The following is a 19,146-nucleotide window of genomic DNA, read 5'->3' as shown; positions in this document are numbered from 1 at the left end:
CGCCGGAGAGGGCCGCCACGGCATCCTCATGGGCCGTCCTCTCCGGGTGGGGTGCTCAGGCGGTGAGGGCGGTGAGGGCGGCGAGGGCGGCGAGTTCGGTGTTGGCGCGGGTGGTGACGAGGGCGAGGACGCGGGCGGTGGCGGCCAGGTCCTCGGCGGGGATGTCGCCCCAGATGCGGGCGGAGACGGGGGCGGTTTCGGCGGTGACGGCGGTGAGGAGGTCGCGGCCCGCGGGGGTGGGGCGCAGGTGGGGGCCGTCGGTGGTGAGGAGGTGGCGGGCCAGCAGGTCGTCGAGGGTGGCGTGGAGGTCGGCCGGGTCGGCCTTGAGGGAGGCCTGGACCTGGGCGACGAGGCCGTCCGGGGTCTGCGGGGTGCCGGCGGCGTCGGCGGTGACGGCGGCGCGCAGGGCGACCTGCTGCTGGAAGGTGACGCCGTGCCGGGCCAGGACGAGCTCCAGGACGCCGCGGGCGGCGTAGTGGGCCAGGCCGAGGGCGCGGGCGTCGGCGAGCGGTGCGGCGGTGGGTGCGGTGCTGGTCATGGTGTTGCCCCCTGAGTGCGGTCGTCGTCGTGCGGTTCGGACACTGCGGACACTGCGGATGGTTCGGACGTTGCGGACGGCTCGGACGGAGCCAGTGGTACGTCGAGCAGGGCGGTCAGTTCGGCCGTGAAGGCGCGGGTGCGGTCGGCGTCGAGGCCGCCGAGCGGCTCCAGCAGCTGCTGGAGCAGTTCCTGGACCACCGCGATGGCCTGCCGCGTGACGGCCCGGCCCTGCTCGGTGAGGGCGAGCTGGACGGCGCGCGGGTCGCGCGGGTCGCGGGTGCGCTCGATCAGGCCGGCCGACTCCAGGGCGCGCGCCAGCTTCGAGACGTACAGCGCCTCCAGGCCGGTGTGGTCGGCGAGGCGGCGCTGACTGGGCCGCTCGCCGGCGCGCTGCATGCCGTGCAGCGACGCGACCAGGCAGTACTGCGCGTGGGTGAGGCCCAGCGGGGCCACCGCCCGATCGACCGCGACGCGCCACTTGTTGGCGAGCCGCCACACCAGGAAGCCGGGCGTGGGGCCCGGGGAACCCTTGCCCGGAAGGTCCTTGCTCGTGGAAGCCGTGCCCGTGGAACCCTTGCTCATACCAGATAGAGTACATGGCTACTATGTCCATGGCTACTATCCGGGGCCGTCGCGATAGGGTCGGCGCCATGGCGGGTGACGAGGGACGGCAGCCGGACCTGGACGGGATCGAGGAACGGTTCGCCGCGTTGTGCGAGGGCCGGCTGAGCCGGGAGGAGGCCGACCGCTGGGCGATGCGGTGGATCACCGACGACGCCCTGGAGTGGGACGACCTGGCGTGGTGGGCCCTGGACCTGCTGGCCGGCGTCGACCTCCCGGCACTCGGCGGCGGCCACCTGCACGGCGACGACCAGCTGCGCGGCTGGCTGGACGAACTGCGCCACCGCCGCCGCACGACCTGACCGGCGCGAGGCCCCGGAGTGGGAAGTCGGCCGGTCCGACTTCCCACGACGGCCGACGTCCCACTCCGCAGCCGTCAGCGCGCGTCGCGGTCGAGCTCGGCGCCGAGCTCGGCGATCCCCATCGCCCAGGCACGGAAGGCGGGTTGCCCGGCGGGCGGCACCCGCAGCTCCTCGGGGATCCAGTCCGCGTGCGCCGCGTCCAGCAGGTCGGCCAGGCCGAGGCCGCACCAGTCCCAGTGGAGGCCGTTGTAGGCGCGCATCAGCGGGCCGACCTGCGCGCGGATGTCCGAGACCCGCGCCTCGCCCAGGCCGGCCCGGCCGAGCCGGGACAGGGTCGCGGCCTGGCGCGCGGGCGTGAACTCGGTGTCGACGAACGGTTCGAGGAGATCGCCCCACACGTCGTACCGGGCCCGCACGGGCATCCGGTGCTCCCGGCAGTAGGCCTCCAGCTCCTCCCGGTGGACGGACGACACGAACACCGTCTCCCCGGCCCGGGTGCGGATCTCCGGCGGCGCCGCGGTCGGGTCGACGTCGCGCACGGTCGAGGCGGGCGGCAGCGTCAGGTCCGCAGGGATCACAGAGCTCACAGGGCACCCCCGCCGAACCCGCCGGTCCCGCCGCGCACGTTCCCGCCGGCCCCGCCGAACTCGCCGCCGCGCACGGCCGCGACGAAGGCCTGCCAGGCGGGGGAAGGGAAGAGGAGCACCGGGCCGCCGGGGTCCTTGGAGTCGCGCACGGGCAGGACGCCGGGAACGCCGTCGGCGACCTCCACGCACCCGTCCGACCCGCCACTGTACGAGCTCTTGCGCCAGGCGGTGATGCGGCTGGTGTCCATCGCGGTTCCCTCCTGATGTGACTGCGTCAACTGCTCTCCACCGTACGCCCGGTGCGCCCACCCGCTGCACCGGGCCCGGCCCGCGAGGAGGGTCCGAGGCCCTCTCGGCAACGCGGCGGCCGTCCTGCTTGAATGTGGCCGTGAAGGACGACCTGGTGGTGCTGATAACGGATCACGGTGAGCGCGAGGGCAGCCGTGCCGTCCTCGCCGAGGCGGTGCGGCAGGTGACCGGCGCCGCGCCCGTCGACCTCGACGCGCGGGACTTCACCCCGACCGGCCCCGGGCGGGCCCGGCTGGCGGGGGAGCGCCTGGTGCTGGAGTGCGGCGCGCTGCGGGTGGACACCCCGGCGGCCGTGATCGTCTACGAGATACCGCCCGACACCCGCACCGGCCTGGAACCCCTTCAGGACGTGCTGGCCGCCTCCCGCGTGCCCTGCCTGGGCACCGGCGCCGCCGCCTGGCGGGTGGCCAGCGACAAGGAGGCGATGGTCAAGGCCTTGGAGGTGGCCGGCGTCGCCCAGATGCCCTCGCTCGCCCTGCCGCCGGACGCCGGCCACGCCGCCGCCGAGGCCGCGTTCCGGGAGCTGGGCTCGGACGTGTGGGCGCGCCCGGTCTCCGGCATGGGCGGCCGGGACGTCTTCCACGTCACCACCGTCACCGCCCTGCACCGGGCCGCCGCCCGCTACGAGGCCCAGGGGCAGCGCTGGTTGCTCACCCGCGACGCCCGCAACACCAACGCCGACGGGCTGCGCCACCAGTACCGGGTGGTGGTGCTGAACGGGCGCGTCCTCTGGGTCGCCGAGCACGTCCAGCCGGACCACGACGCCCCGTGCAACGTCGCCCAGGGCGCCACCTCCACCCCGCTCGACCCGCGCCTGCTGCCCGAGCACCTGCACCGGCTGGCCGCCGCGGCCGCCGAGGCGGTCGGGCTGCCGTTCGCCGGGGTCGACCTGGCCGCGGAGAGCGGCGGCGTGATCTTCGAGGTCAACGTCCACCCGGCCTTCGGCGCGCCCGGCGCGGACCGGGGCATCGCCGTCCCCTACGTCCGGGCCCACCTCCCGCAGGCCCGGCACCAGATGTCCGGGCCGGCCGTCAGCGAGCCGGCCGTCAGCGGGCCGTGAGGTCCAGCACCATGCCCTCCTCGGCGGCGCTCACCCCGCCCGGGAACGCGCCGCGGGCCTCGGCGACGGAGCGGGTGCGGTCGTCGCCGGGCCAGAAGTGGGTGAGCAGCAGGTGCCTCGCCCCGGCCCGGGCGGCCCAGGCGCCGGCCTCGGCGGCGCTCATCAGCTGATGATCGCCGCTGCCGCTGCCGCTGCCGCTGCCGCTGCCGCAGCCGTCACCGGCACCGGTTCCCTGGAGCGTGGCCCCGGCGATGAACAGGTCGGCGTCGGCGGCCAGTTCGGCCAGCGCCGGATCCGGCCCGGCGTCGCCGCTGTAGGCCAGGACCAGGCCCGGCGCGCTCAGCCGCACCCCCGCGTGCGGGACGTGGTGCGGCAGCGCCAGGGCGTCCAGCCGCAGCGGCCCCACCGGATGGGCGGCGGGCAGCGGGTGCAGCGGGTGCACGTCGAACACGTCGCGCAGGTCCTCGGTCGGCTCCATCGCCTGGACCCGCCCGAGCACCCCCGGCGGGCAGTACAGCGGCACCCGCGCTCCGCGCTCGGGCGCGAAGTAGCGCACGCGGCACAGCGCGCTGAGATCGGCGCAGTGGTCGGGGTGCTCGTGGGTGATCACCACCGCGTCCACCCGCCCCCCGGGGCAGTGCTCCAGCAGCCGCGGCAGCGTCGCGTACCCGAGGTCCAGCACCACCCGGAACCCGTCGTACTCCAGCAGGAACCCGCTCGCGGCCCGCCCGGCCTCGGGCCAGGCCCCGCACGTCCCCAGAACCGTCAGTCGCCGCACCGCCCGATGATCTCACGGACACTCAGACACGCGGCGTCCCGTACGGCTTATCGCTGTCGCCGCCGCGGCACCACCGCGGTGCCACCGTCCAGGTCGACGCCCACGCGGGGAGGGGCACCGGTGTGATCGTCGTCCCGCAGGACCAGCCGCTCGCGCCGCTGCTCGATCTGCACGCGCTTGTTGGCGTTGAGGAAGGCCTGCAACTCCTCGGCCGCGGTGGCGCCGAGACCGAGCTCACCGCCGCGCGCCCGCGCCCGCGCGGCCAGCCGCCGGCACAGCCACCCAGGCCGGCCCGAGCGCACCACGAGATGCCGCACGGAGGCGAGGGTGAAGGGCACGATCACCAGCACGACCATGAACAGCAGACTCGTCAGCATCACCATGCCGGGCCAACGCACGAGCCCGACACCCCCGTTCCCCCCCCCGGGGACGAAAAGCGGTGGCCGCCCGCCCGGCCCCCTGCCACCATCCGAGGGTGACCACGCTGTTCCTGATGGTCGGCCTGCCCGGGGCCGGGAAAACCACCCGGGCCCGCCAACTCGCCGACGAACACCGCGCGCTGCGCCTGACGCCCGACGACTGGATGATCCCGCTGTTCGGCGAGGCCGAGGCGGACGGCGCGCGCGACGTGCTGGAGGGGCGGATGCTCCGGCTCGCCCTGGAAGCCGTCCGGCTGGGCACCAACGTCGTGGTGGACTACGGCTGTTGGTCCCGCGACGAACGGTCCTCGATCCGCTGGCTGACCCGGGCCGAGGGCGCGGACTTCCGCATGGTCTACCTCCCGGTGGACGACCGGACCCAACGCGCCCGGATCGCCCACCGCTGGGCGACCACCCCCGAGGAGACGTTCCCGATGACGGAGGCCGACATCCAGGACGGGCGGGCGCACTTCGAGGAACCCGACGCGGCGGAACTGGCCGGCCACGGCACGGCCGGCCCGCCCCCCGGCTGGACGGACTGGCGGGCCTGGGCCGCCCACCGCTGGCCGTCCTTCGCCTAGCCATCCTTCGCCTGGCCGTCGTTCGCCTGGCCGCCGTTCGCCCGGGACCGGGCCGGCGGCCTACCGTGTGACGCCGAACGAGGAGGATCGCTTGTCCAGGTACACGGCCGCAGCGGAAGCGGGGATGAAGGGCATCACCTTCCCCGCCTGGCAGGGCCACCACTACGTCACCCTGGCCGAACTCCTCGCCCAGCTCGGCGATTTCGGCCGCGGCCTGCGCTGGCGCGTCGAGTGCGACGAGACCTGGGACCTCACCGCGGAGCTGGAACGCCGTTCCGCGGGCGACGGCATGGACACCCCGACGCTGCTCGCCCTGACCGCCCCCGGAGTCCAGCTGATCGACGCCGAGGCCTGCGGATTCGCCGGGGACACCCTGGTGGTGGTCCTGACCGAGGTGGACAGCTCCTTCTGGAACGTCAGGGCCGCCGACGAGCGCGTGCTCGGCGAACTGCGCCACCACTACCCGGGCACCCGCGCACTCTGAGCGGGCGCCCGCGGCTCGGCCCAGCGCGGTCTCCGGCCTCCCGCGTCTGCGACCGGGACGTCGATGCCCGCCCCGCCCATCGGTGGGGCTCTGCGGGTGCTCGGTGCACTGCTGCCCGCCGGGGACGGTGCGAAGCGGCTGGACCTGGCGGGACCGGGGTTCGGCGAGCCGGCGGCCGCGGACCTGGTGCTGGTGCCGGTCCATCCGCAGACCGGAGACGTGTGGCAGCCGCGTGCCGGGGCGGTTCCGGTGGCCGTGGATGCCGCACTCCGGGCCGAGCTCGCCTTCCCGCCACACCGGACCCGCCGGCCGGTGGTCGGCGGGCTGCCGGCAGGCGTGGAGATGGATGATCCACTGCCGCCGCACCCGTGGTACCCGTTCCGGCCGTCCAGGGAGGCGTTCCGGTACACGCTCGCGCGGATGCCGGCCGTCCGGGAACCGTGGCTGCGGGCGATCCACGACCGAGGATGCTGACCCGTCACAGGCAGCCCGGACCCGAGGCGTGGGGCGCGGCCAAGGCGCCGTGAACACCAGCACCATGACCGTCCAGGGACGGACTCCTGGTTTCGGCGTGTCCGCGGAACTCCGCCCGGTCGGCCTCGCGATCGCCCTGCCCGGGTGAGCAGCGTGATCACCCTCCGCCTCCTGCGCGACGCGATCCGCCCCGCCCGCACGTCCGGCGGTGTTGCGCCGGTGCAGGCCTCGCGGTCGAAGGCGGGCGGACCTAGCCGGCGTTGAACGTGCCGGCGTCGAACTCGCCGGCGCGGACGGCGGTGACGAAGGCCTGCCAGGCGGGGGAGGAGAAGAGGAGGACCGGGCCGTCGGGGTCCTTGGAATCCCGGACGGGCATCACACCGGTGAAGCCGTCGGCGACCTCGATGCACTGGCCGCCGCCATTGCTGTAGGTGCTCTTGCGCCAGGTGAAGTCCATCGCGGGTTCCTTCCGTCGGGCGGGCGGAGTGGGACGTCGATGGAGATGACTTCCCACTCCGGCACGAGGCAGAGCCAGTGCCGTGTCAGGCAATGTTTGCCCTGAGGTAACGTTGATCTCTTCGGCCGGGATGCCTGCCGGAGTGTTGCAACGGGATGTCCTGTGACTCTTACGGATGCTGACGCCCTGGACGCCGCGGTGGCCCGGGTGGGGGAGGCCTTCAGCGGCATGACGGCCCGGCCGGACGAGACCGGCTGCGGCCGGTGCTTCACCGAGGCCGAGGTCGCGCTGCTCCGGAGCCCCGGTGTCCGCCTCCCGGCGGAACTGGTCCGTCAGGCCGCGCAGAAGGAACCAGGCCACTGGGCCGACCACCCCGCCGTCATCCGGCGCGTGCTGCCGCAACTCGTCGTGCTGCTCGCCGAGGGCGGGGGCGCGGTCGATCCGGAAGTCGTCGCCTACGGACTGGCCGCGGCGGGCTGGGAGCAGTGGCCCGGCGAACAGGCCGCGTCGGTCGCCGGCTTCCTCGACGCGTGGTGGACGCGGACCCTGCGCCAGGCGGAACCACCGACCCCGGTGCCCGAGGTCTTCGTGAGCTGTGCGACCGCGAGTTCCACGGCCACCCCGTGGCTGGCCCGATGGGAGGCGGAGCTGGGCCGCCCGAGCGCCAGGCGGCATGTGGCGGAGACCGTCCACTGGTGGCGGGAGGAACTGGAGTCCGACACCTCGCCGTTCGGGTATTGGTGGTGGGGCACCCCGGAGGAGGGGCGGGCCGCCTGGGCGGAACTGAAGGCGTGGCTGGGGCGGCGGGGCCAATAGAGAACGGAGTGGGAAGTCGATAAGGACGACGTCCCACTCCGGCACGAAGGAACGCTAGTTGGTGTCGAACTCGCCGCTGCGGACGGCGCTGACGAAGGCCTGCCAGGCGGAGGAGGAGAAGAGGAGCGCCGGGCCCTCGGGGTCCTTGGAATCCCGGACGGGTGTGAGGGCGGGGATGCCGTCGGCGACCTCAACACACGCGCCGCCACCGCCACTGTGCGAGCTCTTACGCCAGCGAGCGCCAGTCAGTTCGACATCCATTCAAAGTCCCTCCGTACCGAGCGGATCAACGCGACTGAGTCGGCCTGGCTCAGGGACTCGACCGCAAGCCGATCGTAGTCGCAGGCCAGCGCGGCAACCGCTTCAGGATCTCGATCGATGTACCCACGGAGCTCAGCCTCGCCGTATGCGAGCATTTTGCGCCCGGGCATGGTAAGGAGGTGCACCAGGCGGGTGAATGGCCGGTCCTCGCCGAGTGTGTACGGGGCCACTTGAATGATGATGTTGGGCCGGGTGGCCATCTCTTCGAGGTGGAGCAGCTGCTCCACCATGATGTCCCGACCACCAATAGGCCGCCGGAGGCAGCTCTCGTCAATCACCGCGTGCAGCAACGGTGGTGGCGTGCGGTCGTAGATGTTCTGCCGGGCGAGCAGGAACTCGATGCGTTCGTGGGCCTGCTTGGGTGTGACGGTGCCCCGTCGGAGGTTGCCGTGCTCGTAGGCGGTTGCGTACGGCCGGGTCTGCAAGAGCCCGGGGACGATGTTGATCTCGAAGAGTCTGATCTGCTGCGCGCGGGACTCGTAGTTGGCGTATTCGGGGTACCCCGGCACCAAAGCCGTGTGGCGGAGCTGCCACCACATCAGCTGCAGAGTTCCGCCCGTTTCGAGGACCTCGTCGGCCTTGACGGCGAACTGCTCGCTCGGCGGGCGCTGTGCAAGTTCGACGAAGGAGACGTACGACGGGTCGTATCCAACCTTGCGTGCGAGCTGTGCCTGGGTGAGGCCCATCGACTCCCGTGACCTGCGGAGTTGGATCCCGAACGGGGCCCAGGGAGATGACGACGGGTCAATGTGCTTCTTGTTCACGGCGGTGCCCCCAACTTTCGTTGCCCCCGGATTCAAGCCGGTTGCGGCTTCCGATGCTAGGGGAGGTTGGGCCACCATGTACACAGAACGTGAAAGCCCGATTGCGGAGGGTTCACCCATGACCCATGCTCATACACCACGCAGACTCCACGGTTACGGAGTCCGCTGGGACCCCGAGGGCCGGTGCTACCGGGTGCGGAACGAGACCACCGGGCAGTGGCAGCACGGCGCGGACGGTGAACTCGCCTCCTACACCTCGTTCACCGTCGCCTTCGACGCGTGGCGGGTCTTCGAGCCGCCCCGACGGCTGGGGGAGTGATGGGGTCGATGCTGAACCGGGCGACCGCCGAGCAGCGGCGCCAGGCGGCCTCCGTCGTCGACGACCTCACGACCGTCCTCGCGCTGGGCGGGGTGAAGCTGCCGTCCTTGGAAGTCGACTGGGCGTACGGAAAGTTGACGGGGTGCTTCCTCATCAGCCTCGGCTCGGCGCCCGTCACCGTCGTCCTGCGGATCGTCGATCTGCTCCGCAAGGGGCTGCGCTACGAGCGCCTCACCCATGACGACTGATCCGGCCGCCCGCCCGCTGTGGTGGTTCTGCTGCGCCGCGTCCCTGCTCGCCGGTGTCAACTGGCATTCCCGCAACCGAAAGTAGCCTTCCGATGCGTGACCCCCGTCTGCTCGCCATGCCGCCCGTCACCCGGCTGGGCTGCCTCGTCCTCGTGCGCAACCGGCGCGGCGACGTGCTGCTCGTCGACCCCGACTACCTGGACGGGATGATCCTGCCCGGCGGCGCCGCCCGGCCGGGCGAGCCGCCGAACTTGGCCGCCGCCCGCCACCTGTCCAACGACACCGGGCTGCACCTGCGCCTCGGCCACGTGGTCGCCCTCGACTTCACTCCGGCCGACCGCTACCTGGAGCGTCTGAACCTGGTCTTCGACGGCGGTACAGTTCGCGGCGACGACCGCCTCACCGCCCCGCCGCAGCACCGGAGCGGGCTGCTCGGGGCCCGTTTCGTGCCCGTCCACGAGCTGCCCGCCGTGATGGCCCCCGCGCAGGCGGCCCGGGTCGGCGAGGCGCTCGCGGGATCCACCCTCCCGCTGCTCCGCCACGGCCGGCGGGCTGTCTGAGCTGCGTGAAGGGGCCGGGACCTTGGTCCCTGCCGTTGCCCCGGGGCTGCCCGCATCCTGGACAGGGCGTGCCGCGCCCGTGGATGCGAATGTGGATGTGGAAGGAGGAGCCGGCCCATGTCGGACGAGTCGATCGCTCACCGCCTGGTGGAGGCCTTCTTCACCCACTGCGACAGCTGTCGTCAACCGCACGACCCGGACTGTCACTCCCGTGCGCACTGGCGCCTGTATCTCGACCTTGACGCGGCGACGCTGGAGAGCCTGCGCCGCTGGGCGCAGGCGCCGGATCCGCACCACCCGATCACCGACGCCGAGCGCACGATCCTGCTGCACTGGCTCGACGCCCGCGCGACCTGAGCCTGCGGCTTCACGTGGCCTGAGCCGGCGGCTTCAGGAGTCCGGGCCGCTCCAGTCGAACGGGAAGTGCTTGCTGGAGCGCCCGCTGCGGTCCCAGGTGAAGCCGAAGGCGTCCGCCCGGTCGGTGACGGCGCGCCCCCAGGTGGCGATCTGGCCGGGGCCGGCCTCGGAGCCGGGGGCGTTGTGGAGCTGGACCCGGGTGCCCTCGGGGGTCGTGGGTCCGGCCAGGGCTTCGGCGACGGCGGTGACCCGGCCGGGAATCTCCGCGCGCCAGGTGGCCAGGTCCTCGTCGATGCTCACGAGGATCGGCGCGATGTCCATGCCGCGCATCTCGGCGCCGAGCATCTCGCCCATCTGGGCGGGCCAGCCGCCGGCCTGTCCGCCGAAGATCGTTCCCAGGGCGGCGCGCTGCTGTTCGTCGGCGCGTTCGTCGAGGAAGACGGCGGCGTAGGGGTCGGTGTGCTCGCCGGTCCAGATGTTGCCGGTGAAGGAACTGAGCATGAGGACGTTGAGGCCGTCGAGCCGCACGTCGCCGAAGCTGCCGTCGCGGATGTGCCAGACCAGGATGCCCTCGCAGTCGCCGTCGGTGGGTGGCTGGGCGAACGTGCAGGGGCAGGGGATGGCGCACTTGCAGACGTCGAACCAGTCGCCGGCCAGGTGCCAGCGGGTCTGGACGGTGTCGGCCTGTGATGTGTCGGTCTCGGTGTCGGTCATGTCGTTCACCTCCGGCCTTTCCCTCCCCTCCAGCCTGCGCTCCCGGGGCCGGGAGGGGAAGGCGCGCCCGGCGCCACGGCGGCTACCGGGCGTCGTCGACGGCCGACCGCTGGTGCCGTCCGGGGGCGGGTGCGAGGCTGCACCTGGCCGGGGCGAGAGACGGGAGAGTGGCATGGGCGGCAGCGGTGTGGCCAGGGTCGCGGTGGTGACCAGCGGGACCGGGATCCGGTACGACGAGGACCTCCCGCTGCTCGTGGAGGCGCTGCGCTCCGGCGGGGTGGCGGCGCAGGCGGTGGTGTGGGACGCGGACCCGGCCGCCTGGGCGGGGTTCGACCTGGCGGTGATCCGCTCGACCTGGGACTACGTGGAACGGCTCGACGAGTTCCTGGCCTGGGCCGACGCCACGGCGGGCGTCACCCGGCTGTGGAACCCGGCGCCGGTGGTGCGCTGGAACAGCGACAAGCGCTACCTGCTGGAGCTCGCCCGGCGCGGGGTCGCCGTCGTGCCGACCCGGGTCGTCGAGCCGGGGGCGGGCTTCGCCGAGGGGGACGTGGACGGCGCGGACGGGGTGGTGGTCAAGCCCGCCGTCTCGGCGGGCGCGCTGGACACCGCGCGTTACGAGCCGGGCCGGGGTGCACAGGCGGCCCGGCACGTCCGGATGCTGCTGGCGCAGGGCCGCAGCGTGCTGGTCCAGCCGTACCTGCCCCGGGTGGTGGAGGGGGAGCGGGCGCTGGTCTTCGTCGGCGGCGCCTTCAGCCACGCGATCCGCAAGGAGGCGCTGCTGACCGAGCCGGGGGTGATCGACAACGACCGGGTGCCGCACCCCGGTGTGGTCCCGTACGAGCCGAGCGCGGCGGAGGTGCGGACCGCGCGGGCGGCGCTGGCGGCCGTGCCGTCGCCGGACGTCCCGCTGTTCGCCCGGGTGGACCTGGTGCTGGACGACGCCGGGGAGCCGGTGGTCCTGGAGCTGGAGCTGATCGAGCCGAACCTGTTCCTGCGCGACGCCGCGCACGGGCTGGGGCGCTTCGTCGACGCGGTGGCGGCGCGCGCCGAGGCGGCGGCCGCGGCGCGGTAGCGAACTGGTGGCCCAGCGAACTGATGGCCCAGCGCCCTGGTGGCCCGGCGGCCTGGTGGCCGTGTACGAAACGCGCCCCGGCGCCCCGGGCGCCGCAACCACGCGCTGGTGTCACCCGCCCGGGTGAACATCAATCGGGTGACCGCCAATCAGGTCACCCGTCCAGCCCGCCCGGCCCGTCCAGCACCCCCAGCACGCCCTGCGGGCTCCAGTGCCCCGCCGCCCCCGCCCGGGTGGCCAGGTAGCGGGCCGCCCGCGGTGCGTCCCAGCCGTGGGACTCGGCCAGGCCGGCGGCCACGGTGCGCAGGTAGGCGGCGGAGGGCGGGCGGAGGCCGGCCGCGGCCAGGCCGTCGGGGGCGGTGAGGACGAGCAGCGGGTGGCCGTCGAGTTCGCCCGCGCACAGCAGCGTCTCGTACCGGCCGGGGCCGAGCCGGTCGTGCCCCTCGGCGAGGACGCGGGTGAGGTCGAGGTCGGGGCCGGGCGGGCGGTGCATCTCCTGGGCGGCGAGGTCGCTGAACTGGCCGACGGTCAGCAGGTAGGCGCGGCACGGCACGGTGTCCGCGGCCCGCGGGTCGTAGAAGCCCATGCCGCCGCCCCACACCGTCGAGGTCCCGGCGAAGTAGAGCGCGCCGGGCAGCACCGCGGGCACGTCGCGCCGGGGCGGGCGGCGGTCGCGGCAGCCGGGGTGGGTGCGGGCGCCGCCGGCCGGGCGGCCGCCGCTCAGGTAGCAGGTCAGGCGGGCGGCGTGCAGGTTGGACCCGTACGCCACGTACCAGACCGGGGTGTCGCCGTCACTCACGGCGGCCAACCGTATCGGCTACCCTTCACCAGCGAAAACGCCGGGAACCACCCGAAACGGCATTCGAATCGTTCGTGTGCCGGTCCGTGCGGCGCGGATCATGAGAATTTCCTTTGACCGCACTTGCGCTGCATCCAGCAGCCACCCGGCCGAGTCATGGTGAATGGGTGCGCCCCGTCGGGTGACACCACGTGACGTCAGGCAACCCTGCGTAACGCCACGTGGCGCCGGGTGACAGCCCGTACGCGCCCCCAGGAACACCGGAGCCGAGGACACCCCCCGTATGGACGCACGCCAGGACACCGCCGGCCCAGGCACACTCAGCCGCCCCGTCCCGGGGCACGCCGCCGGCTGGCCGGTGGCCCAGCCCGCCCGGGCCCGCACCCTGCTCGACATCGTCACCGCCACCGCCGAGGCCCACCCCGACGCGCCCGCCCTGGACACCGGCACCGCCGTCCTCGACTACCGCACCCTGCTGCACCAGGTCGACACCCTCGCCACCCGCCTGGCCGGCCACGGCATCGGCACCGGCGACCGCGTCGGCGTGCGCATCCCCTCCGGCACCGCCGACCTGTACGTCGCCGTCCTCGCCGTGCTGCGCTGCGGCGCCGCCTACGTGCCCGTGGATGCCGACGACCCCGACGAGCGCGCCGCGATGATCTGGCAGGACGCCCAGGTCTGCGCGATCCTGACCGCCGGCCACCAGCTGTACGCCGGCCCCGTCGCCACCCCCGGCGGCCGCCCCGCCTGGCCCGCCCCCGCCGACGACGCGTGGGTCATCTTCACCTCCGGCACCACCGGCCGCCCCAAGGGCGTCGCCGTCACCCACCGCAGCGCCGCCGCCTTCGCCGACGCCGAGGCCCGCCTCTTCCTCCGGCACCGCCCGCTCGGCCCCGGCGACCGCGTCCTCGCGGGCCTCTCGGTCGCCTTCGACGCCTCCTGCGAGGAGATGTGGCTGGCCTGGCGCCACGGCGCCTGCCTCGTCCCCGCCCCCCGCGCCCTCGTCAAGGCCGGCACCGACCTCGGCCCCTGGCTCGTGGACCGGCGCATCACCGCCGTCTCCACCGTCCCCACCCTGCTCGCCCTGTGGCCGCAGGAATGCCTGGACGCGGTGCGCCTGATCATCGTCGGCGGCGAGGCCTGCCCCGCCGAACTCGTCGAACGCCTGGCCGTCGACGGCCGCGAGTTCTGGAACACCTACGGCCCCACCGAGACCACCGTCGTCGCCACCGCCGCCCGCCTCACCCCCGGCCAGCCGGTGCGCATCGGCGCCCCCCTGGACGGCTGGGAGATCGCCGTCGTCGACCGGAACAACCAGCCCGTCGGCTGGTACGAGAGCGGCGAACTGCTCATCGGCGGCGTCGGCACCGCCCGCTACCTCGATCCGGCCAAGGACGCCGAGAAGTTCACCACCCACCCCCACCTGGCCTCCCCGCGCGTCTACCGCAGCGGCGACCTGGTCCGCAACGACCCCGAAGGCCTCGTCTTCCTCGGCCGCGCCGACGACCAGGTCAAACTCGCCGGCCGCCGGATCGAACTCGGCGAGGTCGACGCCGCCCTCCAGGCCCTGCCCGCCGTCCGGGCGGCCGCCGCCGCCGTCCGCACCACCCCCGCCGGCGCCGACCTGCTGGTCGGCTACCTCGTCCCCGCCCCCGGCACGACCCCCGACCTCGCCGCCGCCCGCCGCCGGCTCCTCGACCAGCTGCCGGCCCCGCTGGTGCCCGTCCTCGCCCTCGTCGACTCCCTGCCCACCCGCACCTCCGGCAAGGTCGACCGCGCCGCCCTGCCCTGGCCCCTGCCCGGCCTCGACACCCCCGCCGGCGGACCCGCCCCGCAACTGGACGGCACCGCCGGGCGCCTCGCCGCCCACTGGCAGGCCCTGCTCGGCACCGCCCCCGGCCCCGACGACGACTTCTTCGCCCTCGGCGGCTCCAGCCTCACCGCCGCCCGCCTGGTCTCCGAACTGCGCACCCGCCACCCCGGCGTCTCCGTCGCCGACCTCTACGCCCACCCCGTCCTCACCGACCTCGCCGCCCACCTCGACGGCCCCACCGGCGGCCCCGCCGCGCAGGACACCCCCGCCGCCGCCCGGCCCGCCGCCCGCGCCGTGCGCCGCACCCCCGCCACCGCCGGCCTGTGGCAGACCCTCATCCTGCTCCTCCTGTTCACCCTCTCCGGCCTGCGCTGGGTCCTCGCCCTCGTCGCCCTCGACAACCTCACCGGCAACCACCTGCCCTGGGCCCCGCACACCCCCTGGTGGCCCGTCGCCGCCGGCCTCCTCCTCTTCTACAGCGCCCCCGGCCGCACCCTCCTCGCCGCCGGCGCCGCCCGCACCCTCACCACCGGCATCCGCCCCGGCAGCCACCCCCGCGGCGGCCACGTCCACCTGCGCCTGTGGGCCGCCGAACGCCTCACCGCCCTCCTCGGCGTCGCCGCCCTCACCGGCACCCCCTGGGCCACCCGCTACGCCCGGGCGCTGGGCTGCCGCGTCGGCCCCGGCGTCCACCTGCACACCCTGCCCCCCGTCACCGGCCTCGCCCGCCTGGGCGCCGGCGCCACCGTCGAACCCGAAGCCGACCTCGCCGGCTGGTGGCTCGACGGCGACACCCTCCACCTCGGCCACGTCGACATCGGCGACCGCGCCCGCATCGGCGGCCGCGCCACCCTCATGCCCGGCGCCCGCATCGGCGCCGACGCCGACATCGCCCCCGGCTCCTGCGTCACCGCCACCGCCACCGTCCCACCCGGCGAACACTGGCACGGCTCCCCGGCCCGCCCCGCCCCCGGACCCGCCCCCACACCCTGGCCCACCCACACCCCGCACCGCGCCACCCGCGCCTGGAACCTCGCCCACACCGTGGGCCTGACCGTCTTCGGCCTGCTGCCCCTGATCGCCGCCCTGCCCGCCCTGCTCATCGTCTACCCGATGATCGACACCGACCGCACCCTCGCCGCCGCCCTGCTCCAACTCCTGCCCGCCACCATCCCGCTGGCCGCCCTCACCCTGCTGCTGCACGCCACCCTGATAGCGCTCCTGGTCCGCCTGCTCTCCCGCCCGCTGCGCCCCGGCTTCCACCCCGCCCACGGCCGCGTCGCCTTCTGCGCCTGGGCCGTCACCCGCCTGTCCGACACCGCCCGCCGCACCCTCTTCCCCTTCTACGCCAGCCTGTTCACCCCCGTGTGGCTGCGCCTGCTCGGCGCCAAGGTCGGCCGGCGCGTCGAAGCCTCCACCGTCCTGGCCCTGCCCGGCCTGATGCGCGTCGACGACGGCGCCTTCCTCGCCGACGACACCCTCGTCGCCCCCTACGAACTGCGCGCCGGCTGGCTCCACCTCGGCCCCTCCCACGTCGGCCGCCGCTCCTTCGTCGGCAACTCCGGCGTCGTCGGCCCCGACCGCCACCTGCCCGCCGGCTCCCTCGTCGGCGTCCTGTCCGACGCCCCCGCCCACGCCCCCGAAGGCTCCTCCTGGCTCGGCCGCCCCGCCTTCGCCCTGCCCCGCGTCGCCGACACCGGCGGCGAGAGCCGCACCTACGACCCACCCAGGCGCCTGATGTGGGCCCGCGCCGGCGTCGAAACCTGCCGCCTGCTGCCCGTCATCCTCGCCGCCCTCCTCGGCGACCTCGTCCTCGCCGCCCTCCAGGAACTGCGCGACGACTACGGCCTCACCACCGCCCTGGCCGGCGCCGGCCTCGTCCTCGCCGCCGCCGCCCTCACCGCCTGCCTGGTCACCACCGCCGCCAAATGGCTGCTCGTCGGCCGCTTCCGCACCGCCGAACACCCCCTGTGGTCCCCCTTCGTGTGGCGCAACGAGCTCTACGACACCTTCGTCGAGGAACTCGCCATGCCCTTCGGCGGCCACAGCCTCACCGGCACCCCCTACCTCAACGCCTGGCTGCGCAGCCTCGGCGCCCGCATCGGACGCGGCGTGTGGTGCGAGACCCATTGGCTGCCCGAGAGCGACCTCGTCACCGTCGAGGCCGGCGCCAGCGTCAACCGCGGCACCGTCCTGCAGACCCACCTCTTCCACGACCGCGTCATGCGCCTGGGCCCCGTCCACCTCGGCCCCGGCGCCACCACCGGCCCGCACTCCGTCGTCCTGCTCAACACCTCCCTCGGCGCGGGCACCACCATCGGCCCGGCCTCCCTGGTGATGCGCGGCGAACACGTCCCCGGCGCCACCCGCTGGCTCGGCAACCCCGTCGCCGCCTGGAACGCCGACCCCACCCCGCCACCGGGCCGCCGCGCCGCCCGCGCCCGGGGCAGGCGCCGCACGACGGTGTGACGCGGCTCACGGCGGCGGGGCGATGAGTCCGCGGTGCGGCCACGGTCCTACCCGTGACCGCACCACCCGCCGAGAGGACACCACCGTCATGACCGCCACCCCCGTGAAGGGCCCCGCCAGCTACTTCCCCTCGATCGAGAAGAAGTACGGCCGGCCCGTCGCCGAATGGCAGGAGCTCATCCGCACCTCCCCGCTCACCCGGCACATGGAACTCGTCGCCTGGCTCAAGACCGACCACGGCCTCGGCCACGGCCACGCCAACGCCCTCGTCGCCCACACCCTCGCCGAAGGCACCGCCTGACCGCAGAGCTGAGCGGGGGCCACGGGCTCCTCGGGCGCTGAGAGTCGGGCGGCCGGGTTCCTGCTCAAGGACACCACCCCCGACGTGCTGCTCGCGGGCATCCGCACCGTCGCGGCGGGGGAGTCGCTGCTCGCACCCTCGGCGACCCGGCGCCTGATCGATGGGTTCGCCCGCCTGGCGTACCCGCGCCGGCGGGCCTGACCGGGTGTGAGCCGGAGGTGCCGGTGCTGCCGGCGGGCGGCCTGTCCGGCGCCGGCACCGCCGCCCACCCGCACCTGGGCTCGGGCGCCGCCAGGACGCACACCGGCCGCCTGCCGGCCAAGCTGCGGGCCCGCGACCGCGCCCAACTGGCCATCGGGGCCTACGAGTCGGGGCTGGTCACCGCCGCGCCCCGGACCGGACCGTGAGGCGGGCCGGGCGTACGGGCGGGGGCATCGACGGTACCGCCCGTACGGCCACGGCCGGGAACCATTCGACAACTTCAACAGCCCTTGAAGTCAAGCCCCCGGCGGCGGGGCCCGTCCCGGGGCGGAGTAGCCTCGCATCCGGCGGGGGGTCGACCCGGCGTGACCGGCGACCAGTGACCGGCGACAGCGACCAGCGAAACCAGCGGACCGGCGACCGGCGGACCGGCGGACCGGCGAACCAGGGGCGGGCGATGGAACAGCAAGAGCACGGCTACTGGCGGGAGGCGGACGGCTCCGCCGTCAGCTCGACCCAGGCGCAGGTGGCCTGGACCAGGGCGGCCTACCCGGCCCTGGTGGACGTGGCCCGCCGCTACCACGCGGTGATCACCTACGGCGAGCTGGCCGAGGCCGTCCAGCAGGCCTCCGGGGTGCGCACCCGGGTCAAGCAGCAGCACTGGATCGGCAAGGTCCTGGCCCTGGTGGTGCGCGAGGCGCACCGGCGCGGGGACCCGCCGCTGACCGCGCTGGTCGTCCACGCCGCCGACGGCATGGTCGGCGTCGGCTACAAGGAGGTGCTGGCGGTGGCCGGGCAGGCGCCGGTGGCCGGCGAACTCGACCGGGAGCAGCACGCGGCCGCGGCCCGCCTGGCCTGCTACCGCCACTTCGGCGCCGCCCTGCCCGCCGACGGCGGCACGCCCGCGCTCGCCCCGCGCCTGCGCGCCAGCCTGGACCGCAAGGCCGCCGCCACCGCTGCGCCGCGCCCGCCGGCGATCTGTCCGAACTGCTTCCTCCAGCTGCCCGCCACCCGGGTCTGCGACTCCTGCGGCACCCACATTCCCTGACGGACCGTCACGCGGGCGGCCGGGCGGGCCCGGGGGCTGAACCCCCGGCCCGCTCCGGCCCTGGCCTCGGTTCCGGCTCCGGGTTCAGCCCGCGGTGGTCGTCGTGGCGGCCGCGCCGCGGGCGGCGACGGTGCGGGCCTGGCCGTCGCGCAGCCGGTAGGACAGCCCCACCACGCCCACCGAACCCTCGGCCGCCCGGGCGGCCAGCAGCTGGGAACGCTCCAGCAGCAGGTCGACGGTCTGGCGGATGTGCTCGTCCACGATCGCGTCCGGGTCCTCGATGCCCGCCGCCCGCGCGGACACCACGCTCGGGGTCACCCGCTCCACCACGTCCCGCACGTAGCCGCCCGGCAGCTGCCCCTGGTCCAGGGCGTCCAGCGCCGCGCCCACCGCCCCGCACGAGTCGTGCCCCAGCACCACCACCAGCGGGCACTCCAGCACGCTCACCGCGTACTCGATGCTGCCCAGCACCTCCGCCCCGGTGACGTGCCCGGCGGTGCGCACCACGAACAGGTCGCCCAGCCCCCGGTCGAAGATGATCTCGGCGGCCAGCCGGGAGTCCGAACAGCCGAACAGCACCGCGAACGGGCGCTGCGCCGGGGCGAGGGCGGCCCGGCGGCCGGCGTCCTGGTTGGGGTGCTCGGGGCTGCCCGCGACGAACCGGGCGTTGCCCTCCAGCAGCACCCGCAGCGCCTGGTCGGGACCCGTTATCGGTGAGGAGATCATGCC

Annotated in this window: 27 protein-coding genes; 15 read left to right on the top strand and 12 right to left on the bottom strand. The window is 74.7% G+C overall.

The window, feature by feature from the left end; translation table 11 throughout:
* Positions 1 to 55: 55 nt before the first annotated feature.
* Positions 56 to 538, bottom strand: a complete 483-nt coding sequence (locus tag ABTY15_RS20925) for a winged helix DNA-binding protein (RefSeq protein ID WP_350594646.1) — start codon at positions 536 to 538, stop codon at positions 56 to 58.
* Positions 535 to 1,122 (bottom strand): MarR family winged helix-turn-helix transcriptional regulator, encoded by a 588-nt coding sequence (locus ABTY15_RS20920; RefSeq protein ID WP_350594637.1) that lies wholly within the window; start codon positions 1,120 to 1,122, stop codon positions 535 to 537. Before ABTY15_RS20920 ends, ABTY15_RS20925 begins: the two co-directional genes overlap by 4 nt.
* 68 nt (positions 1,123 to 1,190) lie before the next feature.
* Between ABTY15_RS20920 and ABTY15_RS20915 the strand changes: the two genes are divergently transcribed.
* A complete protein-coding gene (locus ABTY15_RS20915; RefSeq protein ID WP_350594629.1) occupies positions 1,191 to 1,463 on the top strand; it encodes a YxzC family protein in 273 nt (90 codons plus the stop codon).
* A gap of 74 nt (positions 1,464 to 1,537) precedes the next feature.
* Here ABTY15_RS20915 and ABTY15_RS20910 read toward each other — a convergent pair whose 3' ends face one another.
* Positions 1,538 to 2,050, bottom strand: a complete 513-nt coding sequence (locus ABTY15_RS20910; protein ID WP_350594626.1) for a hypothetical protein — start codon at positions 2,048 to 2,050, stop codon at positions 1,538 to 1,540.
* A complete protein-coding gene (locus tag ABTY15_RS20905; protein WP_350594618.1) occupies positions 2,047 to 2,298 on the bottom strand; it encodes a DUF397 domain-containing protein in 252 nt (83 codons plus the stop codon). Before ABTY15_RS20905 ends, ABTY15_RS20910 begins: the two co-directional genes overlap by 4 nt.
* Positions 2,299 to 2,438: 140 nt before the next feature.
* Between ABTY15_RS20905 and ABTY15_RS20900 the strand changes: the two genes are divergently transcribed.
* Entirely contained in the window at positions 2,439 to 3,419 is a 981-nt protein-coding gene (locus tag ABTY15_RS20900; protein WP_350594610.1) for an ATP-grasp domain-containing protein, read from the top strand.
* Here the strand turns inward: ABTY15_RS20900 and ABTY15_RS20895 are convergent.
* Both ABTY15_RS20895 and ABTY15_RS20890 read right to left on the bottom strand, forming a co-directional pair.
* Entirely contained in the window at positions 3,406 to 4,197 is a 792-nt protein-coding gene (locus ABTY15_RS20895) for an MBL fold metallo-hydrolase (RefSeq protein ID WP_350594600.1), read from the bottom strand. The two genes, ABTY15_RS20900 and ABTY15_RS20895, sit on opposite strands and share 14 nt — an antisense overlap.
* 47 nt (positions 4,198 to 4,244) lie before the next feature.
* Positions 4,245 to 4,580 (bottom strand): DUF6191 domain-containing protein, encoded by a 336-nt coding sequence (locus ABTY15_RS20890; protein ID WP_350594593.1) that lies wholly within the window; start codon positions 4,578 to 4,580, stop codon positions 4,245 to 4,247.
* Positions 4,581 to 4,672: 92 nt separating this feature from the next.
* Between ABTY15_RS20890 and ABTY15_RS20885 the strand changes: the two genes are divergently transcribed.
* The 3 genes from ABTY15_RS20885 (at position 4,673) to ABTY15_RS20875 (ending at position 6,155) form a co-directional block, all read left to right on the top strand.
* Positions 4,673 to 5,197: a P-loop nucleotide/nucleoside kinase family protein gene (locus tag ABTY15_RS20885; RefSeq protein WP_350594584.1), complete on the top strand. Its 525-nt coding sequence runs from the start codon at positions 4,673 to 4,675 to the stop codon at positions 5,195 to 5,197.
* Between the two features lie 91 nt (positions 5,198 to 5,288).
* Positions 5,289 to 5,681 carry a hypothetical protein gene (locus ABTY15_RS20880; RefSeq protein WP_350594575.1) on the top strand — a complete coding sequence of 131 codons (393 nt, stop codon included), beginning with the start codon at positions 5,289 to 5,291 and terminating at the stop codon, positions 5,679 to 5,681.
* A gap of 63 nt (positions 5,682 to 5,744) precedes the next feature.
* Positions 5,745 to 6,155, top strand: a complete 411-nt coding sequence (locus ABTY15_RS20875; protein WP_350594566.1) for a hypothetical protein — start codon at positions 5,745 to 5,747, stop codon at positions 6,153 to 6,155.
* Between the two features lie 250 nt (positions 6,156 to 6,405).
* Here the strand turns inward: ABTY15_RS20875 and ABTY15_RS20870 are convergent, their stop codons facing one another.
* Positions 6,406 to 6,612 carry a DUF397 domain-containing protein gene (locus ABTY15_RS20870; RefSeq protein ID WP_350594560.1) on the bottom strand — a complete coding sequence of 69 codons (207 nt, stop codon included), beginning with the start codon at positions 6,610 to 6,612 and terminating at the stop codon, positions 6,406 to 6,408.
* Positions 6,613 to 6,774: 162 nt separating this feature from the next.
* On the opposite strand from ABTY15_RS20870, the gene ABTY15_RS20865 reads away from it, so the two are divergent.
* Complete coding sequence (locus tag ABTY15_RS20865) at positions 6,775 to 7,428, top strand: hypothetical protein (protein ID WP_350594554.1); 654 nt, start codon at positions 6,775 to 6,777, stop codon at positions 7,426 to 7,428.
* 54 nt (positions 7,429 to 7,482) lie between these two features.
* Here ABTY15_RS20865 and ABTY15_RS20860 read toward each other — a convergent pair whose 3' ends face one another.
* Positions 7,483 to 7,689 carry a DUF397 domain-containing protein gene (locus ABTY15_RS20860; RefSeq protein ID WP_350594546.1) on the bottom strand — a complete coding sequence of 69 codons (207 nt, stop codon included), beginning with the start codon at positions 7,687 to 7,689 and terminating at the stop codon, positions 7,483 to 7,485.
* A complete protein-coding gene (locus ABTY15_RS20855; RefSeq protein ID WP_350594966.1) occupies positions 7,674 to 8,591 on the bottom strand; it encodes a helix-turn-helix domain-containing protein in 918 nt (305 codons plus the stop codon). Before ABTY15_RS20855 ends, ABTY15_RS20860 begins: the two co-directional genes overlap by 16 nt.
* Positions 8,592 to 8,631: 40 nt before the next feature.
* Between ABTY15_RS20855 and ABTY15_RS20850 the strand changes: the two genes are divergently transcribed.
* The 4 genes from ABTY15_RS20850 (at position 8,632) to ABTY15_RS20835 (ending at position 9,997) form a co-directional block, all read left to right on the top strand.
* A complete protein-coding gene (locus ABTY15_RS20850) occupies positions 8,632 to 8,832 on the top strand; it encodes a hypothetical protein (protein WP_350594534.1) in 201 nt (66 codons plus the stop codon).
* An 8-nt stretch (positions 8,833 to 8,840) separates the two neighbouring features.
* Positions 8,841 to 9,080, top strand: a complete 240-nt coding sequence (locus ABTY15_RS20845; RefSeq protein ID WP_350594527.1) for a hypothetical protein — start codon at positions 8,841 to 8,843, stop codon at positions 9,078 to 9,080.
* Between the two features lie 92 nt (positions 9,081 to 9,172).
* A complete protein-coding gene (locus ABTY15_RS20840) occupies positions 9,173 to 9,640 on the top strand; it encodes an NUDIX domain-containing protein (protein ID WP_350594523.1) in 468 nt (155 codons plus the stop codon).
* Positions 9,641 to 9,757: 117 nt separating this feature from the next.
* Entirely contained in the window at positions 9,758 to 9,997 is a 240-nt protein-coding gene (locus tag ABTY15_RS20835; protein ID WP_350594517.1) for a hypothetical protein, read from the top strand.
* A 33-nt stretch (positions 9,998 to 10,030) separates the two neighbouring features.
* On the opposite strand, the gene ABTY15_RS20830 is transcribed toward ABTY15_RS20835, so the two are convergent.
* A complete protein-coding gene (locus tag ABTY15_RS20830; protein WP_350594508.1) occupies positions 10,031 to 10,711 on the bottom strand; it encodes a DUF1326 domain-containing protein in 681 nt (226 codons plus the stop codon).
* Positions 10,712 to 10,883: 172 nt separating this feature from the next.
* On the opposite strand from ABTY15_RS20830, the gene ABTY15_RS20825 reads away from it, so the two are divergent.
* On the top strand, positions 10,884 to 11,786 hold the full coding sequence (locus ABTY15_RS20825) for an ATP-grasp domain-containing protein (RefSeq protein ID WP_350594502.1): 903 nt from the start codon (positions 10,884 to 10,886) through the stop codon (positions 11,784 to 11,786).
* A 154-nt stretch (positions 11,787 to 11,940) separates the two neighbouring features.
* Here ABTY15_RS20825 and ABTY15_RS20820 read toward each other — a convergent pair whose 3' ends face one another.
* Complete coding sequence (locus ABTY15_RS20820; RefSeq protein WP_350594497.1) at positions 11,941 to 12,585, bottom strand: histone deacetylase; 645 nt, start codon at positions 12,583 to 12,585, stop codon at positions 11,941 to 11,943.
* A 283-nt stretch (positions 12,586 to 12,868) separates the two neighbouring features.
* On the opposite strand from ABTY15_RS20820, the gene ABTY15_RS20815 reads away from it, so the two are divergent.
* The 4 genes from ABTY15_RS20815 to ABTY15_RS20800 all read left to right on the top strand — a co-directional run bounded on the left by ABTY15_RS20815 (position 12,869) and on the right by ABTY15_RS20800 (position 18,417).
* The gene (locus ABTY15_RS20815; protein ID WP_350594490.1) at positions 12,869 to 16,867 is read left to right on the top strand and encodes a Pls/PosA family non-ribosomal peptide synthetase; all 3,999 of its coding nucleotides are present in this window, start codon (positions 12,869 to 12,871) and stop codon (positions 16,865 to 16,867) included.
* A gap of 88 nt (positions 16,868 to 16,955) precedes the next feature.
* Positions 16,956 to 17,168 carry a DUF4287 domain-containing protein gene (locus tag ABTY15_RS20810; protein ID WP_350594475.1) on the top strand — a complete coding sequence of 71 codons (213 nt, stop codon included), beginning with the start codon at positions 16,956 to 16,958 and terminating at the stop codon, positions 17,166 to 17,168.
* A gap of 218 nt (positions 17,169 to 17,386) precedes the next feature.
* Complete coding sequence (locus tag ABTY15_RS20805) at positions 17,387 to 17,575, top strand: helix-turn-helix domain-containing protein (RefSeq protein ID WP_350594469.1); 189 nt, start codon at positions 17,387 to 17,389, stop codon at positions 17,573 to 17,575.
* A gap of 251 nt (positions 17,576 to 17,826) precedes the next feature.
* Positions 17,827 to 18,417 carry a hypothetical protein gene (locus ABTY15_RS20800; RefSeq protein ID WP_350594460.1) on the top strand — a complete coding sequence of 197 codons (591 nt, stop codon included), beginning with the start codon at positions 17,827 to 17,829 and terminating at the stop codon, positions 18,415 to 18,417.
* 84 nt (positions 18,418 to 18,501) lie between these two features.
* Here the strand turns inward: ABTY15_RS20800 and ABTY15_RS20795 are convergent, their stop codons facing one another.
* Positions 18,502 to 19,143, bottom strand: coding sequence for a carbonic anhydrase (locus ABTY15_RS20795; protein ID WP_350594453.1), 642 nt, complete (start codon positions 19,141 to 19,143; stop codon positions 18,502 to 18,504).
* Positions 19,144 to 19,146 lie beyond the last annotated feature (3 nt).

It is taken from the genome of Kitasatospora sp. NPDC097643, from assembly GCF_040302625.1.
GTDB lineage: Bacteria > Actinomycetota > Actinomycetes > Streptomycetales > Streptomycetaceae > Kitasatospora.
Note: the sequence above shows the minus strand (reverse complement) of the source record. Positions and strands in the feature narration are given on the sequence as shown.

What these genes read in the sequence shown, in the direction of transcription:
- ABTY15_RS20815 (WP_350594490.1), top strand. Translation starts at nt 12,869, where the DNA reads ATGGACGCACGCCAGGACACCGCCGGCCCAGGCACACTCAGCCGCCCC.
- ABTY15_RS20850 (WP_350594534.1), top strand. Translation starts at nt 8,632, where the DNA reads ATGACCCATGCTCATACACCACGCAGACTCCACGGTTACGGAGTCCGC.
- ABTY15_RS20825 (WP_350594502.1), top strand. Translation starts at nt 10,884, where the DNA reads ATGGGCGGCAGCGGTGTGGCCAGGGTCGCGGTGGTGACCAGCGGGACC.
- ABTY15_RS20870 (WP_350594560.1), bottom strand. Translation starts at nt 6,612, where the DNA reads ATGGACTTCACCTGGCGCAAGAGCACCTACAGCAATGGCGGCGGCCAG.
- ABTY15_RS20840 (WP_350594523.1), top strand. Translation starts at nt 9,173, where the DNA reads ATGCGTGACCCCCGTCTGCTCGCCATGCCGCCCGTCACCCGGCTGGGC.
- ABTY15_RS20875 (WP_350594566.1), top strand. Translation starts at nt 5,745, where the DNA reads ATGCCCGCCCCGCCCATCGGTGGGGCTCTGCGGGTGCTCGGTGCACTG.
- ABTY15_RS20795 (WP_350594453.1), bottom strand. Translation starts at nt 19,143, where the DNA reads ATGATCTCCTCACCGATAACGGGTCCCGACCAGGCGCTGCGGGTGCTG.
- ABTY15_RS20915 (WP_350594629.1), top strand. Translation starts at nt 1,191, where the DNA reads ATGGCGGGTGACGAGGGACGGCAGCCGGACCTGGACGGGATCGAGGAA.
- ABTY15_RS20810 (WP_350594475.1), top strand. Translation starts at nt 16,956, where the DNA reads ATGACCGCCACCCCCGTGAAGGGCCCCGCCAGCTACTTCCCCTCGATC.
- ABTY15_RS20845 (WP_350594527.1), top strand. Translation starts at nt 8,841, where the DNA reads ATGCTGAACCGGGCGACCGCCGAGCAGCGGCGCCAGGCGGCCTCCGTC.
- ABTY15_RS20890 (WP_350594593.1), bottom strand. Translation starts at nt 4,580, where the DNA reads ATGGTGATGCTGACGAGTCTGCTGTTCATGGTCGTGCTGGTGATCGTG.
- ABTY15_RS20835 (WP_350594517.1), top strand. Translation starts at nt 9,758, where the DNA reads ATGTCGGACGAGTCGATCGCTCACCGCCTGGTGGAGGCCTTCTTCACC.
- ABTY15_RS20920 (WP_350594637.1), bottom strand. Translation starts at nt 1,122, where the DNA reads ATGAGCAAGGGTTCCACGGGCACGGCTTCCACGAGCAAGGACCTTCCG.
- ABTY15_RS20830 (WP_350594508.1), bottom strand. Translation starts at nt 10,711, where the DNA reads ATGACCGACACCGAGACCGACACATCACAGGCCGACACCGTCCAGACC.
- ABTY15_RS20855 (WP_350594966.1), bottom strand. Translation starts at nt 8,591, where the DNA reads ATGGTGGCCCAACCTCCCCTAGCATCGGAAGCCGCAACCGGCTTGAAT.
- ABTY15_RS20800 (WP_350594460.1), top strand. Translation starts at nt 17,827, where the DNA reads ATGGAACAGCAAGAGCACGGCTACTGGCGGGAGGCGGACGGCTCCGCC.
- ABTY15_RS20925 (WP_350594646.1), bottom strand. Translation starts at nt 538, where the DNA reads ATGACCAGCACCGCACCCACCGCCGCACCGCTCGCCGACGCCCGCGCC.
- ABTY15_RS20905 (WP_350594618.1), bottom strand. Translation starts at nt 2,298, where the DNA reads ATGGACACCAGCCGCATCACCGCCTGGCGCAAGAGCTCGTACAGTGGC.
- ABTY15_RS20860 (WP_350594546.1), bottom strand. Translation starts at nt 7,689, where the DNA reads ATGGATGTCGAACTGACTGGCGCTCGCTGGCGTAAGAGCTCGCACAGT.